This is a genomic window from Embleya sp. NPDC059213, from assembly GCF_042754445.1.
GTDB lineage: Bacteria > Actinomycetota > Actinomycetes > Streptomycetales > Streptomycetaceae > Embleya.
On the sequence record NZ_JBHZAV010000013.1, the window covers coordinates 21,743 to 37,332 of the forward strand.

Here is a 15,590-nt window from a genome sequence, read left to right on the forward strand (position 1 = left end):
CATCCCAGCGGCAGCACGGGCATCAGACTAGACGTGCCGCCGCTCCCCGGGAGAATCACCAATCTTCACCGGCGAGGGACGATCGCACAATGCTCGGTGGCGCCGCCACCGGCCCGTCGCCCCACACGTAACCACAGTCCCCCCGGTCCCAGCCACCCCGTGGGCGGGTTTGCCGGATACGCACCTCACCGACGCGGGTACGCCGGACGGGTGGCGACGAGTTCGCCGACCGCGACCCGCACCTCGCGCAGCACGCCTTCGTCGTCCTCGCGCACCGCCCGGCCGATCAGCAGGGCGATCTCCTTCATGTCCGTCTCGGTCATGCCCTGCGTGGTCACCGCGGCCGTGCCGACCCGGATCCCGGACGCGATCATCGGCTTGACCGGGTCGAACGGGACCGCGTTCTTGTTCAGCGTGATGCCCGCCCGCTCGCAGCGGCGCTCCGCGTCGCTGCCGCTGACCCCGATCGGGCGCAGGTCCAGCAGCGCGAGGTGGGTGTCGGTGCCGCCGGAGACCGCCCGCAGACCCTCCGCCTGCAAACCCTGGGTCAGGGCCTGCGCGTTGGCCACCACGCGTCGTGCGTACACCCGGTACGCCGGGGTCGACGCCTCGCCCAGTGCGACCGCCTTCGCCGCCACCGCGTGCATGTGCGGGCCGCCCTGGCTGAACGGGAACACCGCCCGGTCGATCCGGTCGGCGAGTTCCTCCCGGCACAGGATCAGCCCGCCGCGCGGACCGCGCAGCACCTTGTGCGTGGTGCAGGTGACGATGTCCGCGAACGGGATCGGCGAGGGCACCGCGTCGCCCGCGACCAGGCCGATGAAGTGGGCCGCGTCCACCATCAGGTAGGCACCCACCTCATCGGCGATCTGTCGAAATGCCGCGAAATCGACAAGTCGCGGATATGCGGTCGCGCCGCACACGATCAGCCGCGGCCGATGCGCCCGGGCCAGCTCCCGGACCCGGTCGTAGTCGATGCGCTCGTCGCTCTCCCGCACCCCGTAGGCGACCGCGTGGAACCAGCGGCCGGAGAAGTTCACCCGGGAGCCGTGGGTGAGATGGCCGCCGTGCGGCAGCGACATGGCCAGGATCGTGTCGCCCGGTACCAGCACCGCCGCGTAGGCCGCCAGGTTCGCGGCCGTGCCCGAGTGCGGCTGCACGTTGGCGTGTTCGGCGCCGAACAGGGCGCGGGCCCGGCGTACGCCCAGTTCCTCGGCCCGGTCCACCTCGGCGCAACCGCCGTAGTAGCGCCGTCCGGGGTAGCCCTCGGCGTATTTGTTGGCGAGCGTGCTGCCGAGTGCGGCCAGCACCGCCGGGGAGGTGAAGTTCTCGCCGGCGATCAGTTGCAGGCCGCCGCGTTGCCGGGCCAACTCGCCCAGGAGCACCTCGGCGATCTCCGGATCCGCCTCGTGCAGGGCGGCGAAGTCCGGCCCCCAGAAGGGAGTTGGCGTGGAGTCGGGAGTGCCCATGGGACTGCTCCTCAAGGCCGCAGGGACGGTCTCCACCATAGGCCGGGGGTCGGGGCACCGACAGGCTCTTCGCGGGCCGATTCGGGCCCGTTGCCGCCCGCGCGAGGCGTCCGCTCACGGCCCGCGCGCCGACGCTCGGTCAGAGGCTGTGCGCGGGGTGACCGGTGAGCGCGGTGAGCACCGGGTCCAGGGCCGATCCGATGTCGGAGGCACAGGCCCGGAAGACGCTCAGCGGCGCGCCGTACGGGTCGGCCACCTCGTCCCACTCGGGATCGGGCGCGGCCAACCGACCCCGCAACGCCGCCGCGGCCCGCACCAACGAGCGACCGCGCTGGACCAGATCGCGCTCGGGGTAGGGCGCCCGCTCCAGCACCGCGACCAGCCGGGTGAACTCCTTGAGGGTGAACGTGCGCAGGCCCGAGGCATGCCCCATGGACACCACGTGCGCGCGGTGGTCGAGCGTCGCGGTGAGCACCAGGTCCGCCTCGGCGACGTGCTCGTCGAGCAGCTCGCGGCCGTGGAAGTCGCCCGGATCGGCGCCGTATTCGAGCAGCACCTCGGCGGCGTGCGGCTCCATCGGCGCACCCTCGTGCCCCCAGGTCCCGGCGCTCTGCACGCTGAGCCGGACCGCGTCGTCGGCGGCGAGCCGGCGCTCCAGGCCGAGCCGCGCGAGCCGCTCGGCGATCGGCGAGCGACAGATGCTCCCCGTGCACACGAACAGGATCCGAAACGAATCGGCCGCGGACCCGTACGGCCCGTAGGAATGCCCCACGGGTGGTGGCGGGGTCAATTCACGCCCTCCAGGTCGGGTACGACCTCGCGCAACGTGTCCAGCGACAGGGCGCCCTCACGCAGCAGCCGGGGGCGGCCGGCGGTCAGATCGATGATCGAGGACGGCGCGGTCGAGGGGCACGTGCCGCCGTCCAGGTACACCGACACCGAGTCGCCGAGCTGGGCCTCGGCCTCGTCGACCGTGGTCGCGGCCGGATTGCCGGAGCGGTTCGCGCTGCTGACCGCCAGCGGGCCGGTCTCGGTGAGCAACTCGATCGCGACCGGGTGCAGCGGCATCCGCACCGCGACCGTGCCGCGCGTATCGCCCAGGTCCCACATCAGCGACGGCTGGTGGAACGCGACGATGGTGAGCGCGCCCGGCCAGAACGCGTCGACCAGTTCCCAACCCACCTCGGGAAAGCCGGTGACCAGTCCGTGCAACGTGTTCGGCGAGCCGACCAGTACGGGCGAGGGCATGTTGCGGCCCCGACCCTTGGCGTCCAGCAACGCGTGCACGGCGTGCGGGGTGAACGCGTCCGCGCCGATGCCGTACAGGGTGTCCGTCGGCAGCACGACCAGGTCGCCGCGCTTGATCGACCCGGTCGCCTCACGCAGCCCGAGCCCACGGTCCATCGCGTCGGAGCAGTCGTAGCGTCGGCTCATCGGGCACTTACCTCCTGAAGCGGTACGGGCGGTACAGGCGATACGGGTGGTACCAGTGGTGCGGGTGCTGCGGGGGTTCTGCGCGGCGCGCGGTTCACGCGCCTTCCTTGCGGGCGGTGGTGAAGCGTGGGCGATTGGTCAGGTCGCGGTGGTCGGCCGCGTCCACCCAACCGGCTTCCTCGTTGAAGATCCATGGCACCGCGCCGCCCTGGGTGTCCGCGTGCTCGACCACCACCAGGCCCCCCGGGCGCAGCAGCCGGTAGGCGGTCTTGGACAGGATCCGGATGAAGTCCAGCCCGTCCGGCCCGGAGAACAACGCCAGTTCGGGATCGTGGTCGCGGGCCTCGGGCGCCATCTCGTCCCGCTCGTCCAGCGGCACGTAGGGCGGATTGCTGATCACCAGGTCGACCGTGCCGTCCAGGGCCGGCAGCGCGGCGAGCGCGTCGCCCCGATGCAGGATCACCCGCGAGCCGCTCGCGTTGCGCGTGGCGTAGCGGTGGGCGTCCGGGTCCAGCTCGACCGCGTGCACGACCGAGCGCGGCACCTCCTGGGCGACGGCGAGCGCGATCGCGCCGGAGCCGGTGCACAGGTCGACCACGAGCGGCTCGGCCACGTCCATCGCGCGCAGCGCGTCTATCGCCCAGCCGACCACCACCTCGGTCTCCGGGCGGGGCACGAACACGCCGGGTCCCACCTGGAGTTCGAGGTAGCGGAAGAACGCGCGCCCGGTGATGTGCTGCAACGGCTCACGGGCCTCCCGGCGCGCGATGGCCTCCCAGAACCGCGCGTCGAAGTCGCCGTCGGCGACGGTGTGCAGGGCGCCGCGCTTGACGCCGTGCACGAACGCCGCGAGTTCCTCGGCATCGAAGCGCGGAGAGGGAACGCCCGCGTCGGCCAGTCGCAGGGTGGCCTGGGCCACCTCGGCGAGCAGCAGATTCATCTCGTCTCCGTTATTGGTGGGCGAGCCGAGCGGCCATGTCGGCGTCCACACACGCCTGGATGACCGGATCGAGATCGCCGTCGAGCACCTGGTCCAGGTTGTACGCCTTGTAGCCCACGCGGTGGTCGGAAATCCGGTTTTCCGCGAAGTTGTACGTGCGGATGCGCTCGGAGCGGTCCACCGTGCGGACCTGGCTGCGACGCACGTCGGAGGCTTCCTTGTCGGCCTCCTCCTGGGCCGCGGCGAGCATTCTGGCGCGCAGGATGCGCATCGCCGACTCCTTGTTCTGGAGCTGGCTCTTCTCGTTCTGGCAGGAGACCACGATGCCGGTCGGCAGGTGCGTGATGCGCACCGCGGAGTCGGTGGTGTTGACCGACTGGCCGCCGGGGCCGGACGAGCGGTAGACGTCGATGCGCAGGTCGTTGGCATTGATCTCGACCTCGACGTCCTCGGCCTCGGGCAACACCAGGACGCCGGCCGCGGAGGTGTGGATGCGGCCCTGCGACTCGGTGGCGGGCACACGCTGGACGCGGTGCACGCCGCCCTCGAACTTCAGCCGGGCGTAGACGCCCTCGCCGGGTGCGGGGTTGCCCTTGGTCTTGACCGCGACCTGGACGTCCTTGTAGCCGCCGAGATCGGACTCGTTGGATTCGAGGATCTCGGTCTTCCAGCCGGCCCGCTCGGCGTAGCGCAGGTACATCCGCAGCAGGTCGCCGGCGAACAGGGCCGACTCCTCGCCGCCCTCGCCCGCCTTGACCTCCAGGATCACGTCCTTGTCGTCGGCCGGGTCGCGCGGCACGAGCAGCCGGCGCAGCTTCTCCGCGCACTCCTCGCGGCGCTGCTCGGCCTCCTCCGCCTCGGCGGCGAAGTCCGGGTCCTCGGCGACCAGTTCGCGGGCGGCCTCGACGTCGTCGGCGGCACTGGACCACTGCCGGTAGGCGTCCACGATCGGCCCCAGTTCGGCGTAGCGCCGCCCGAGGTTGCGGGCGCGCGTCTGGTCCGTGTGCACGGCCGGATCGGCGAGCTGTCGCTCCAGGTCGGCGTGCTCGGCGAGCAGGTCGTCCATCGCCTCGAACACTGGGGGGCTCCTCTGGGGTATGGCCGCGAACTCGGCGGGATCGGTGTCACGGTGGCGGGATCGGCGGGACGCCGGACGGGCGGACAAACGAACGGCGCCGGAGGAGCGGGCGGGCCTTGGACAAGGCCCACCGCTCGTCCGGCGCCGCAGGGTCGCTACTTGTTGCCGGCCACCGGCTGCTTGCCGAAGCGCTTCTCGAAGCGCGCCACACGGCCACCCGTGTCGAGGATCTTCTGCTTGCCCGTGTAGAACGGGTGACACTGCGAACAGACCTCGACGCGGATCTGGCCGCTGGTCGCGGTGCTGTGCGTGGTGAACGTCGAGCCACAGCCACAGGTGACGGTGGTCTCCACGTACTCGGGGTGGATGTCGGGCTTCACAGGAGTCTCCTTGAGGTTCGGGAGGGCGCCGGGTCGTACGCCCGAGCGGGCGTCACGTGAACCGGGGCCGACAGAGCAGTCTGCCAGGAGGGGGCGACCGGACCCAAATCAGGGTCTGTACCGCCCAACCACGATCGAGGTCGTGGCATTCCCTCCCGGCCGACGCCGTGCCTTTGTCTTGTCGTGCGTCGAGACGAGCAGTCGAACGAACTAGTCGTTCGGCATCGGCGTGGTCTTCTGGATCTGCATGAGGAACTCGCCGTTGCTCTTGGTCTTCTTCATCTTGTCCAGGAGCAGCTCGATGGCCTGCTGCTGGTCGAGGGCGTGCAGCACCCGACGCAGCTTCCAGACGACCGCGAGTTCGTCCGAGGCCATCAGGATCTCTTCCTTGCGGGTGCTGGACGCGTCCACGTCCACCGCCGGGAAGATCCGCTTGTCGGCGAGCTTGCGGTCGAGCTTGAGCTCCATGTTGCCGGTGCCCTTGAACTCCTCGAAGATCACCTCGTCCATCCGCGAGCCGGTCTCGACGAGCGCGGTGGCCAGGATGGTCAGCGAGCCGCCGTTCTCGATGTTGCGCGCCGCGCCGAAGAACTTCTTCGGCGGGTAGAGCGCGGTCGAGTCGACACCACCGGACAGGATGCGGCCGGAGGCGGGCGCCGCGAGGTTGTACGCGCGGCCCAGGCGGGTGATCGAGTCGAGCAGCACGACCACGTCGTGGCCCAGCTCGACCAGACGCTTGGCCCGCTCGATGGCCAGCTCGGCGACGATCGTGTGGTCCTCGGCGGGCCGGTCGAAGGTCGAGGAAATGACCTCGCCCTTGACCGAGCGCTGCATGTCGGTGACCTCTTCGGGGCGCTCGTCCACGAGCACGACCATCAGGTGGCACTCGGGGTTGTTCACGGTGATCGCATTCGCGATCGCCTGGAGCACCATCGTCTTGCCCGCCTTGGGCGGCGCGACGATCAGACCGCGCTGGCCCTTGCCGATCGGCGACACGAGGTCGATGATCCGCGTGGTCAGCGCACTGGAGTCGGTCTCCAGGCGGAGCCGGTCCTGCGGGTAGAGCGGGGTCAGCTTGTTGAAGTCGGAGCGCTGCCGCGCCTGTTCCGGCTCCATGCCGTTGACCGTGTCCAGCCGCACGAGCGCGTTGAACTTCTCCCGACGCTCGCCGTCGCGCGGCTGACGCACCGCGCCGACGATCGCGTCACCCTTGCGCAGGCCGTTCTTGCGGACCTGGGCGAGCGAGACGTACACGTCGTTGGAGCCGGGCAGGTAGCCCGAGGTCCGCACGAAGGCGTAGTTGTCGAGGATGTCCAGGATGCCCGCGACGGGCACCAGGACGTCGTCGTCGGCCAGCACGGGCTCGTTGGTCTCGAAGCCCTCGCGGCCGCCGCGGCGACGGTTGCGGTCGCGGTAACGGCCACGACGCCGACGGCCGCCGCCCTCGAAGTCGTCGTCCGGACCCATCGGGTCGTTGTCCTGCTGCTGCTGTTGCTGCTGCTTGCCGCGCTCGCCGCCACGATCGGCCCGCTCGGCGCGGTCGTTGCCGCGCTCGCCACGCTCGCCGCGCTCGTTGTTGCGGTCGCCGCGCTCGGCCCGCTCGCCACGCTCCGGGCGCTCGGCGCGCTCGCCGCCGCGCTCGTTGTTGCGCTCGCCGCGGTCGCGCCGGTTCTGGCCGCGCTCGCGACGCTCGCGGCGGCCTTCCCGCTCGCCGCCCTCGCGCTGCTCGCCCTGGTCGTCACCGGCGCCGGGGCGCTCGGCACGCTCGGTGCGCTCGCCGCGGCGGCGGGTCGGGGCCTCGGTGGCCTCGGCCGTCGCCTCGCCCTGCTCACGCCGGGTGCGGCCGTTGGTGGGCGCCTCGGCGGCGGCCTGCTCGGGAATCTCGATCTGCGGTGCCTCGACCGCGACCCGCGTGCGGGCGGCGCGACGGGCCCGGGTGGGCGCCTCCGCGACCGGTGCCTCGGCGGGCGCCGCTGCTGCCGGGGCGGCCTCGACGGGCGCCGCGCCGTTGTCGGCGGCGACGGCGGCGGCCTTGGCCCGGGTGGCCCGGGCGGGCTTCGTGGCGGCAGCGGGAGCGGCGTCCGAACCACCCTGCTTCGCCTGGATGGCCTCGATCAGCTGGCTCTTGCGCATGCGACCGGTGCCGCTGATGCCCAGACCGGTGGCGACCTGCTGCAGCTCCGCCAGCACCATGCCGTTGAGGCCGGTGCCCGTCGAGCGGCGGCGCCGCGTGGCGGGAGCGGGGGCGTCCGCGGTGGCAGCCGCGTCACCCGAGGCGGACGCGGCCTGTGGCGTTGCGTCCATGAGTTCGGTGGTGTCGCTCACGAAGGGTCCTTCCCTGGAGCGGGCGTCGGCCTTGAGGGGGCTCGGCGACCGGTTGTGCTGTCCGTCCCGCTTCCAGTGCGGTCCGGTGCGGTGGTCCGCCGGATGGCGGGAATCGTCGAAAATGTGCCCAGTACTGCGAGGATCGGGCTCATGTGTGCCTGTGGGGGCTCGTATTCCTGTAGGGGCTCGATTTCCTGGAGAGGAAAAGCCCTCGGGTCCCCGGGATGAGCTCGACGCGGCGCGGTGGTTCCGCCGGTCTGTTTCGGGGAGCCACGTTCGTCACGAAGGACAGGCAGGAGGGGAGACTCCCAAAGGATCGTGGCCACAGAGCACCGAACGCGCCCAACCCTATGCGGGTGGGGGATCTGGTGCGGTGATGACGCTAACACTACCGGACCCAAGAGACATTCCCCCACCCCATCGCTCCCCCGGCGCAGCCCTTTTTTCCAGCGGTAGTGCAGTGGAGTGAACGGACCCACCACCGTCGCCGACCGCTCGCCCGGCCACGCCGGGTCCGCCGTCGGGCCGGCTCCCGCCTACCGGGCGTACTGCCAACGAACAGCGAGTACGCAGGTCACGCCAGTGGCATGACGCTTGCTCCGGCCCCGTCCACATCCAGTTGCCGAACCACCCAATCGGGCCCGGCGCTGCCGATCGCCTCGTCCACGCGGTCGTGCGTGACCAGGGCGAGCACGGTCGGCCCCGCGCCGGAGACGACCGCGGCCATCCCCTGTGCGCGCAGCTTGTCGATCAATTCGGCGCTCGCGGGCATCGCGGGCGCACGGTAGGTCTGGTGCAGCCGGTCCTCGGTCGCGGCGAACAGCAGGTCCGGACGCGAGGTCAGCGCGGTGACCAGCAGGCCGGCGCGCCCCGCGTTCGCCGAGGCGTCGCGATGCGTCACCTTGGCCGGCAGCAGACCGCGCGCGACCTCGGTGGACAGTGGAACCGCGGGTACGAACACGACGGGAGATATACCCCGGTCGGGGGTCGATCGCACCGCCTTGGGGCCGTCCTCGTCGGTCCAGGCGATGGTGAAGCCGCCGAGCAGGCACGCCGCGACGTTGTCCGGGTGGCCTTCGAGCTCGGTCGCCAGGGCCAGGGTGGCCTCGTCGTCGAGCCGCTCGGCGCCGCCTATCGTCAGCGCCCGGGCCGCGATCACGCCCGCGCAGATGGCCGCGGCGGACGAGCCCAGTCCGCGCCCGTGCGGGATGCGGTTGGCACACACGACGTCCAGGCCGGGCGGTCGGCCGCCCATCGCCTCGAACGCGGCGTAGGCCGCGCGCACGACCAGGTGGTTCTCGTCCCGGGACAGGTCGTCGGCGCCCTCGCCTGCGATGTCGATCGACAAACCCTCGTCCGCGACCCGGACGGCGACGTCGTCGTACAGTCCGAGCGCGAGTCCGAACGCGTCGAACCCGGGGCCCAGGTTGGCGCTCGTGGCCGGGATGCGAACCCGGACGGGGGCGGCACGGAATGCGGGGCCGGCCATACGCGTGGACACTCCTCCTCGTGGAGTTCCGGGCACCTTCACGGGACGGTCCGAACCGGTGGCGCATTCGGGAAATCGCGGGTGCTGCGGAACGGCAGGAACAGACGCGAGACTCGGGCGACATGCGCCGCGGAACGAGTGCAAAGTCGCGTCCGGTGATCAGCCTACCGAAGGTGCGTTCCCTCGCGGGACACCGTAACCACCGCGTCGTGGGATTGGTACCGGAATCGGGATCCAAAGGGTCCGGGAGCGGTCGACGGATGATCATCGACCGTCCCGGTGTGTTCCCGTGTACGGCAAAGGTGGGGCGCGACCGCTTTCGGCGGCGGGTGCCGGGTCGGCTTTCCCGGAGTCGGCTTCCCTGGGTCGGCTTCCCGGGATCGGCTTCCCGGACCGGGGCCGAATTTTTCTACCGGTGCCGGGGTGCGGCGGCGCGGGTCGCTTTCCGGCCGGGTGCCGGGAGCGGGCGTCCGCGCCGCCGATGGGTGTCGCGGGTCAGCCGAGGCCGAGTTGTGCGGCTGCGGCAGAGGCGTCGATCGGGACCACGACGGGCTTGGGCGCGCCGGCCACCGCCCAGTCCGGGTCCTTGAGGCCGTTGCCGGTGACCGTGCAGACGATCCGCTGGCCCGGGTCGACGCGACCCTGTTCGGCCGCCTGGAGCAATCCGGCCACACTCGCGGCGGACGCCGGCTCGACGAAGACGCCCTCCTGCGCGGCCAGGAGGCGATACGCCGAAAGGATCTGACGGTCGGTCACCGACTCGATGTGGCCCCCCGATTCGTCCCGCGCGGCGATCGCGAAGTCCCACGAGGCAGGGTTGCCGATCCGGATCGCGGTGGCAATCGTCTGCGGCGAGAGCACCGGCGCGCCGTTGACCAGCGGTGCCGAACCGGCCGCCTGGTAGCCCCACATGCGGGGGCGGCGGGCGGACAGGCCGTCGGCCGCGTATTCGTTGTAGCCCTTCCAGTACGCGGTGATGTTGCCCGCGTTGCCCACCGGAAGCACGTGGATGTCGGGCGCGTCGCCGAGCATGTCGACGATCTCGAAGGCGGCGGTCTTCTGGCCCTCGATGCGGACCGGGTTGACCGAGTTCACCAGCGCGACCGGATACTTTTCGGCCAGATCGCGGGCGAGCGTGAGGCAGTCGTCGAAGTTGCCGTCGACCTGGAGGATGCGCGCGCCGTGCACCAGGGCCTGGCCCATCTTGCCCAGCGCGATCTTGCCCTGCGGCACCAGCACGGCGCAGACCATCCCGGCGCGCACCGCGTAGGCGGCGGCGGAGGCCGAGGTGTTGCCGGTGGACGCGCAGATGACCGCCCGGGCGCCCTCCTCCTTGGCCTTGGAGATCGCCATCGTCATGCCGCGGTCCTTGAAGGACCCGGTCGGGTTGGCGCCCTCGACCTTGAGGTGAACCTCACATCCCGTGCGCTCGGAGAGCACCTGGGCCGGGACCAGCGGCGTACCACCCTCACGCAGGGTGACCACGGGTGTGTTCACCGAGACCGGCAGGCGGTCGCGGTATTCCTCGATGACCCCGCGCCACTGAGTGGTGCGGACGCCTTCCTTGAGCGCGCTCACGGTCCCTCTACTCCCCTTCGACCCGCATGATGCCGGCGATGTCACGGACGATGTCCATACCGCGCAGATCGGCGACGGTCGCCGCGAGCGCGGCGTCGGTCGCGGTATGGGTGACGATCACGAGTGTGGCATCCCCGTCCCGGCCCTGTTGACGGACCGTGTCGATGGACACGTCGTGCTGGGCGAATACCGCGGCCACCTGGGACAGCACGCCGGCCCGGTCGGCCACGTCCAGGCTGAGGTGGTAGCGGGTGCGGACGATGCCCACCGGCTGCGGGGTCAGCTGTGCGTAGGCCGACTCGCCGGGCCCGGTCGCGCCGGAAAGCTTGTTCCGGCAGACCGCGACCAGGTCGCCGAGCACCGCGCTCGCGGTCGGCGCGCCGCCCGCGCCGGGGCCGTAGAACATCAACTGGCCGGCCGCCTCGGACTCGACGAAGACCGCGTTGTACGCCTCGCGCACGGACGCGAGCGGGTGCGTACGCGGGATCATCGCCGGGTGCACGCGGGCACTCACGCTCTGCCCGTCGGCGCCGCGCTCGCAGATCGCCAGCAGCTTGACCACGCAGTCCATCGCCTTGGCACTGGCCACGTCGGCGGCGCTGACCTCGGTGATGCCCTCGCGGTACACGTCGGCGGCGGTCACCCGGGTGTGGAACGCCAGACCGGCCAGGATCGCGGCCTTGGCTGCGGCGTCGAAGCCCTCGATGTCGGCGGTGGGGTCGGCCTCGGCATAGCCCAGCGCGGTGGCCTCGTCGAGCGCCTCGGCGAAGCCCGCACCGGTGGAGTCCATCCGGTCCAGGATGAAGTTGGTGGTGCCGTTGACGATGCCCAGGACCCGTTCGACCTTGTCCCCGGCGAGCGACTCGCGCAGCGGACGCAGCAGCGGGATCGCGCCGGCGACGGCGGCCTCGTAGTAGAGGTCCACGCCGTGTTTCGCGGCGGCGGCGTGCAGCGTGGAGCCGTCCTCGGCCAGCAGCGCCTTGTTGGCGGAGACCACCGAGGCGCCGTGCTCCATCGCGGACAGGATCAGGCCGCGGGCGGGCTCGATGCCGCCGATCACCTCGACCACCACGTCGATGTCGTCGCGTTTGACCAGTTCCACCGCGTCGGTGGTGATCAGCGCGGGGTCGATGCCCGCGCGCTCGCGCCCGGCGCGGCGCACGGCCACGCCGGCGAGCTCGATCGGGGCCCCGATTCGGGCGGCGAGGTCGGTCGCGTGCGTCGTCATGATGCGGGCCACTTCGGAGCCGACCACACCACAACCGAGCAGCGCCACCTTCAGCGGCTGCGTACGCATCATCCGACCTCACTTCTCGAAGACAAAGGTTGTCCGAGTCTGCCGTCCGGGGGAATTCCGGAGACAGGCAGTGCCGACAAGTGTCGCTCGGATCATGGGCCGAACCAGGGCCGGTCCAGGATCCGAGACGACAATTCTTGCGGCCTCACAGGCTGGCCGCGGGATTTTCTCCCGGGCCCGGGGGCCACCGCGCGGTGACCCCCGATCATTGCGTTGCTCTTGTTTCGTTGTGCTGCGTTGCGTTTCTTCGCTCTTGTTTCGTTGCTGTTGTTTCGTTGTTCTCGTCCTGCCGCCGGCGGCGGCGCTCGGTTGCCGGAGTCCGCTCAGCCGATGTCGAGGCGGAGCAGGTCCTCCTCGGTCTCGCGCCGCACGATCACGCGTGCGCTGCCGTCGTGCACCGCGATCACCGGCGGGCGGGTCACGTGGTTGTAGTTGCTCGCCATCGAGCGACAGTAGGCGCCGGTGGCGGGCACCGCGAGCAGATCGCCGGGGGCCAGGTCGGCGGGCAGGTAGGCGTCCTTGACGATGATGTCGCCGGACTCGCAGTGCCGACCCACCACGCGGGAGAGCATCGGCGCCGCGTCGCTCGCGCGTGAGACGAGCGTCACGCTGTACTCGGCGTCGTAGAGCGAGGTGCGGATGTTGTCCGACATCCCGCCGTCCACGCTGACGTAGGTGCGCAGGCCCTCCAGCGGCTTGATCGTGCCCACCTCGTACAGCGTGAAGGTGCCGGGCCCGGCGATCGCGCGGCCGGGTTCGACCGACAGACGCGGCACCGCCAGGCCGGCGGTGGCACACTCGCGGCGCACGATGTCCAGCAGCGAGGCGGCGATCACCGCGGGCGACTGCGGGTCGTCGGCGGAGGTGTAGGCGATGCCCAGGCCGCCGCCGAGGTCGATCTCGGGCAGTTCGACGCCGTGCTCGTCGCGCACCGCGACCAGCAGGCCGACCACCCGGCGCGCGGCGACCTCGAAGCCGGCCGTGTCGAAGATCTGCGAGCCGATGTGCGAGTGCAGGCCGACCAGTTCGAGCGACTCGAGCTTGCGGATCCGGCGCACCGCCTCGGCCGCTCGGCCGTCGGCAAGCGAGAAGCCGAACTTCTGGTCCTCGTGCGCGGTGGCGATGAACTCGTGGGTGTGCGCCTCGACCCCGACGGTGATCCGGACCAGCACCTTCTGCGTGACGCCGCGCCGGTCGGCCAGGAAGGCCAGCCGGCTGATCTCCTCGAACGAGTCGACCACGATCCGGCCGACGCCGACCTCCAGCGCGCGGTCCAGCTCGGCCCCGGACTTGTTGTTGCCGTGGAAGGCGATCCGGGCCGGGTCCATGCCCGCGGACAGTGCGACGGCCAGCTCGCCGGCGGTACACACGTCCAGGTTCAGGCCCTCCTCGGCGATCCAGCGCACCAGCGCGCGGCACAGGAACGCCTTGCCCGCGTAGAACACGTCGGCGCCCTCGAACGCCTCGCGCCAGGCGCGGCAGCGGGCCCGGAAGTCGGCCTCGTCGAGGATGTAGGCGGGCGTACCGAACTCCCGGGCGAGTTCGCGCACGTCCAGGCCGGCGATGGTGACCACGCCGTCGGCGCCGCGCTCGGCGCCGGCGGGCCAGATCTTCGGGTCGAGCAGGGTCAGGTCCTCGGGCGCGATCGGCGGCGCGCCGTCGGGCAGGACGTCCGCGTGGCGGGGACCGGCGGGGTGGGCGGAGCGGCTCATGTCGTGGTGCTCCCCGTGGGGTGAGGGCGTCGGTGTGGGGTGGGTGGTGTGCGGCGGTGTGGCGGGTGCGGCGGTTTGCGTGTGGTGCCGCGGCGGGTGCCTGCGGTGGGGCGGTGAGTGGCGTGCGGTGGGTGGCGGCCCGTGGTCGGGAACGGCCGAAGGCCGGGCATGTGCCCGGCCTTCGGCCTGTCGTCGCCTGCGTTGTGACGATCCGTCACATGCGCTCGGGGGCGGACACCCCGAGCAGGGCGAGGCCGTTGGCCACCACGGTTTTCGTGGCCTCGGCCAACCACATTCGGGCGTGCGTCAGGTCGGTGACCTCTTCCTCGCCCTTGGGCAGGATCTGACAGTGGTCGTAGAAGCGGTGATACGTGCCGGCCAACTGCTCCAGGTAACGCGCGACGTGGTGCGGCTCGCGCATCTCGGCGGCCTTGGCGACCACCCGCGGGAACTCGCCGAGCATGCCGAGCAGGTCGGACTCCCACTCGGTGGACAGCAGCTCGGGCTTGAACTCGCCCTTGACGATGCCGCGTTCGGCCGCCTTGCGCTCGACGGCGGACATCCGGGCGTGCGCGTACTGAACGTAGAACACGGGGTTCTCGTTCTTGTGCGACGTGAGGATGTCGATGTCCAGCGTGATGGTGGAGTCGGTGGACGAGCGCGCCAGCGAGTACCGCGCGGCGTCGACGCCGATCCACTCGACGACGTCGTCGATGGTGATGATGTTGCCCGCGCGCTTGGACATCCGGACCTCTTCGCCGGCGCGCATCATCTTCACGAACTGGCCGACGATGATCTCGATGTTGCGCTCGGGGTCGTCGCCCGCGCAGGCCGCGATCGCCTTGAGCCGCCCGACGTAGCCGTGGTGGTCGGCGCCGAGCATGTAGACGGCGACCTCGTTGCCGCGGTCGCGCTTGTTCAGGTAGTACGCGGCGTCGGAGGCGAAGTAGGTCTTCTCGCCGTCGGACTTGATCAGGACCCGGTCCTTGTCGTCCCCGTAGTCCGTGGTGCGCAGCCAGATCGCGCCGTTGTCGTCGTAGACGTGGCCCTGCTCGCGCAGCCGCTCGATCGCCTTCTCCACCGCGCCGGACTCGTGCAGCGTGGTCTCGGAGAACCACACGTCGAAGTGCGCGCCGAAGTTCTCCATCGAGCGCTGGATCTCGGCGACCATCAGCTTGAGCCCGGTGGCCCGGAAGACCTTCTCCTGCTCGGCCTCGGCCAGGCTCAGCACATCGGGCTGCTCGGCGAGGATGTCGGCGGCGATGTCGTTGATGTACGCACCGACGTAGCCGTCCTCGGGGACGGGGCGACCGTTCGCCGCCGCCATCAGCGACTTGCCGAACTTGTCGATCTGCACGCCGGCGTCGTTGATGTAGTACTCGGTGGTCACGTCCGCGCCGGACGCGCGCAGGATCCGCCCGAGCGAGTCGCCGACGGCGGCCCAGCGCACGCCACCGATGTGGATCGGCCCGGTCGGGTTCGCCGACACGAACTCCAGGTTGATCTTGAGTCCGTCGAACGCGTTGTTGCTGCCGTACTCGGCGCCGGCCTCGACGATGGAGCGGGCCAGCTCGCCCTGGGTGGCGGTGTCGAACGTGATGTTCAGGAACCCGGGGCCGGCGACGTCGACCTTGGCCACACCGGGCGCCTGCGCGATCCGCACGGCCAGCAACTCGGCGATCTCGCGCGGCGGTCGCTTGGCCGGCTTCGCGAGCTGCAACGCGATGTTCGTCGCGTAGTCCCCGTGCTCACGGTTCTTGGGTCGCTCGACCGTCGTGCTCTCGGGCACGGCAACGGCGAGCTCGCCCGCCTCGACGGCGGCACGAACCGCGGACAACACTGACTGCGAAAGCTCTGCGGGGGTCACGGGCACAAGCGTAGGCGACCC

12 protein-coding genes are annotated in these 15,590 nt (G+C 71.1%); all 12 read right to left on the reverse strand.

The genetic code is table 11. The features are described from left to right. Nucleotides 1–185 precede the first annotated feature (185 nt). Complete coding sequence (gene glyA, locus ACFXMF_RS07675; RefSeq protein ID WP_360318908.1) at nt 186–1,469, reverse strand: serine hydroxymethyltransferase; 1,284 nt, start codon at nt 1,467–1,469, stop codon at nt 186–188. A gap of 139 nt (nt 1,470–1,608) precedes the next feature. After that, complete coding sequence (locus ACFXMF_RS07680) at nt 1,609–2,259, reverse strand: low molecular weight phosphatase family protein (protein ID WP_379988075.1); 651 nt, start codon at nt 2,257–2,259, stop codon at nt 1,609–1,611. Continuing rightward, a complete protein-coding gene (locus ACFXMF_RS07685) occupies nt 2,256–2,903 on the reverse strand; it encodes an L-threonylcarbamoyladenylate synthase (protein ID WP_360318914.1) in 648 nt (215 codons plus the stop codon). Before ACFXMF_RS07685 ends, ACFXMF_RS07680 begins: the two co-directional genes overlap by 4 nt. Nucleotides 2,904–2,997: 94 nt before the next feature. Next, the gene (gene prmC / locus ACFXMF_RS07690; protein ID WP_360318917.1) at nt 2,998–3,843 is read right to left on the reverse strand and encodes a peptide chain release factor N(5)-glutamine methyltransferase; all 846 of its coding nucleotides are present in this window, start codon (nt 3,841–3,843) and stop codon (nt 2,998–3,000) included. Nucleotides 3,844–3,853: 10 nt separating this feature from the next. After that, the gene (gene prfA, locus ACFXMF_RS07695) at nt 3,854–4,921 is read right to left on the reverse strand and encodes a peptide chain release factor 1 (protein ID WP_020549125.1); all 1,068 of its coding nucleotides are present in this window, start codon (nt 4,919–4,921) and stop codon (nt 3,854–3,856) included. 155 nt (nt 4,922–5,076) lie between these two features. Continuing rightward, a complete protein-coding gene (gene rpmE, locus ACFXMF_RS07700; protein ID WP_355543038.1) occupies nt 5,077–5,301 on the reverse strand; it encodes a 50S ribosomal protein L31 in 225 nt (74 codons plus the stop codon). Between the two features lie 210 nt (nt 5,302–5,511). Beyond that, a complete protein-coding gene (gene rho, locus ACFXMF_RS07705; RefSeq protein ID WP_360318921.1) occupies nt 5,512–7,626 on the reverse strand; it encodes a transcription termination factor Rho in 2,115 nt (704 codons plus the stop codon). A gap of 574 nt (nt 7,627–8,200) precedes the next feature. Next, nucleotides 8,201–9,115, reverse strand: coding sequence for a homoserine kinase (thrB, locus tag ACFXMF_RS07710; RefSeq protein WP_360318923.1), 915 nt, complete (start codon nt 9,113–9,115; stop codon nt 8,201–8,203). A gap of 495 nt (nt 9,116–9,610) precedes the next feature. Further along, nucleotides 9,611–10,693, reverse strand: a complete 1,083-nt coding sequence (gene thrC, locus ACFXMF_RS07715; RefSeq protein WP_360318926.1) for a threonine synthase — start codon at nt 10,691–10,693, stop codon at nt 9,611–9,613. Nucleotides 10,694–10,700: 7 nt separating this feature from the next. Beyond that, nucleotides 10,701–11,993 carry a homoserine dehydrogenase gene (locus tag ACFXMF_RS07720; RefSeq protein ID WP_360318928.1) on the reverse strand — a complete coding sequence of 431 codons (1,293 nt, stop codon included), beginning with the start codon at nt 11,991–11,993 and terminating at the stop codon, nt 10,701–10,703. A 320-nt stretch (nt 11,994–12,313) separates the two neighbouring features. Further along, the gene (lysA, locus tag ACFXMF_RS07725) at nt 12,314–13,702 is read right to left on the reverse strand and encodes a diaminopimelate decarboxylase (protein ID WP_379988074.1); all 1,389 of its coding nucleotides are present in this window, start codon (nt 13,700–13,702) and stop codon (nt 12,314–12,316) included. A 214-nt stretch (nt 13,703–13,916) separates the two neighbouring features. Further along, a complete protein-coding gene (gene argS / locus ACFXMF_RS07730) occupies nt 13,917–15,569 on the reverse strand; it encodes an arginine--tRNA ligase (RefSeq protein ID WP_379988073.1) in 1,653 nt (550 codons plus the stop codon). Between the last annotated feature and the right edge of the window lie 21 nt (nt 15,570–15,590).

What these genes read in the sequence shown, in the direction of transcription:
- glyA (WP_360318908.1), bottom strand. Translation starts at nt 1,469, where the DNA reads ATGGGCACTCCCGACTCCACGCCAACTCCCTTCTGGGGGCCGGACTTC.
- ACFXMF_RS07685 (WP_360318914.1), bottom strand. Translation starts at nt 2,903, where the DNA reads ATGAGCCGACGCTACGACTGCTCCGACGCGATGGACCGTGGGCTCGGG.
- prmC (WP_360318917.1), bottom strand. Translation starts at nt 3,843, where the DNA reads ATGAATCTGCTGCTCGCCGAGGTGGCCCAGGCCACCCTGCGACTGGCC.
- thrB (WP_360318923.1), bottom strand. Translation starts at nt 9,115, where the DNA reads ATGGCCGGCCCCGCATTCCGTGCCGCCCCCGTCCGGGTTCGCATCCCG.
- ACFXMF_RS07720 (WP_360318928.1), bottom strand. Translation starts at nt 11,993, where the DNA reads ATGATGCGTACGCAGCCGCTGAAGGTGGCGCTGCTCGGTTGTGGTGTG.
- lysA (WP_379988074.1), bottom strand. Translation starts at nt 13,702, where the DNA reads ATGAGCCGCTCCGCCCACCCCGCCGGTCCCCGCCACGCGGACGTCCTG.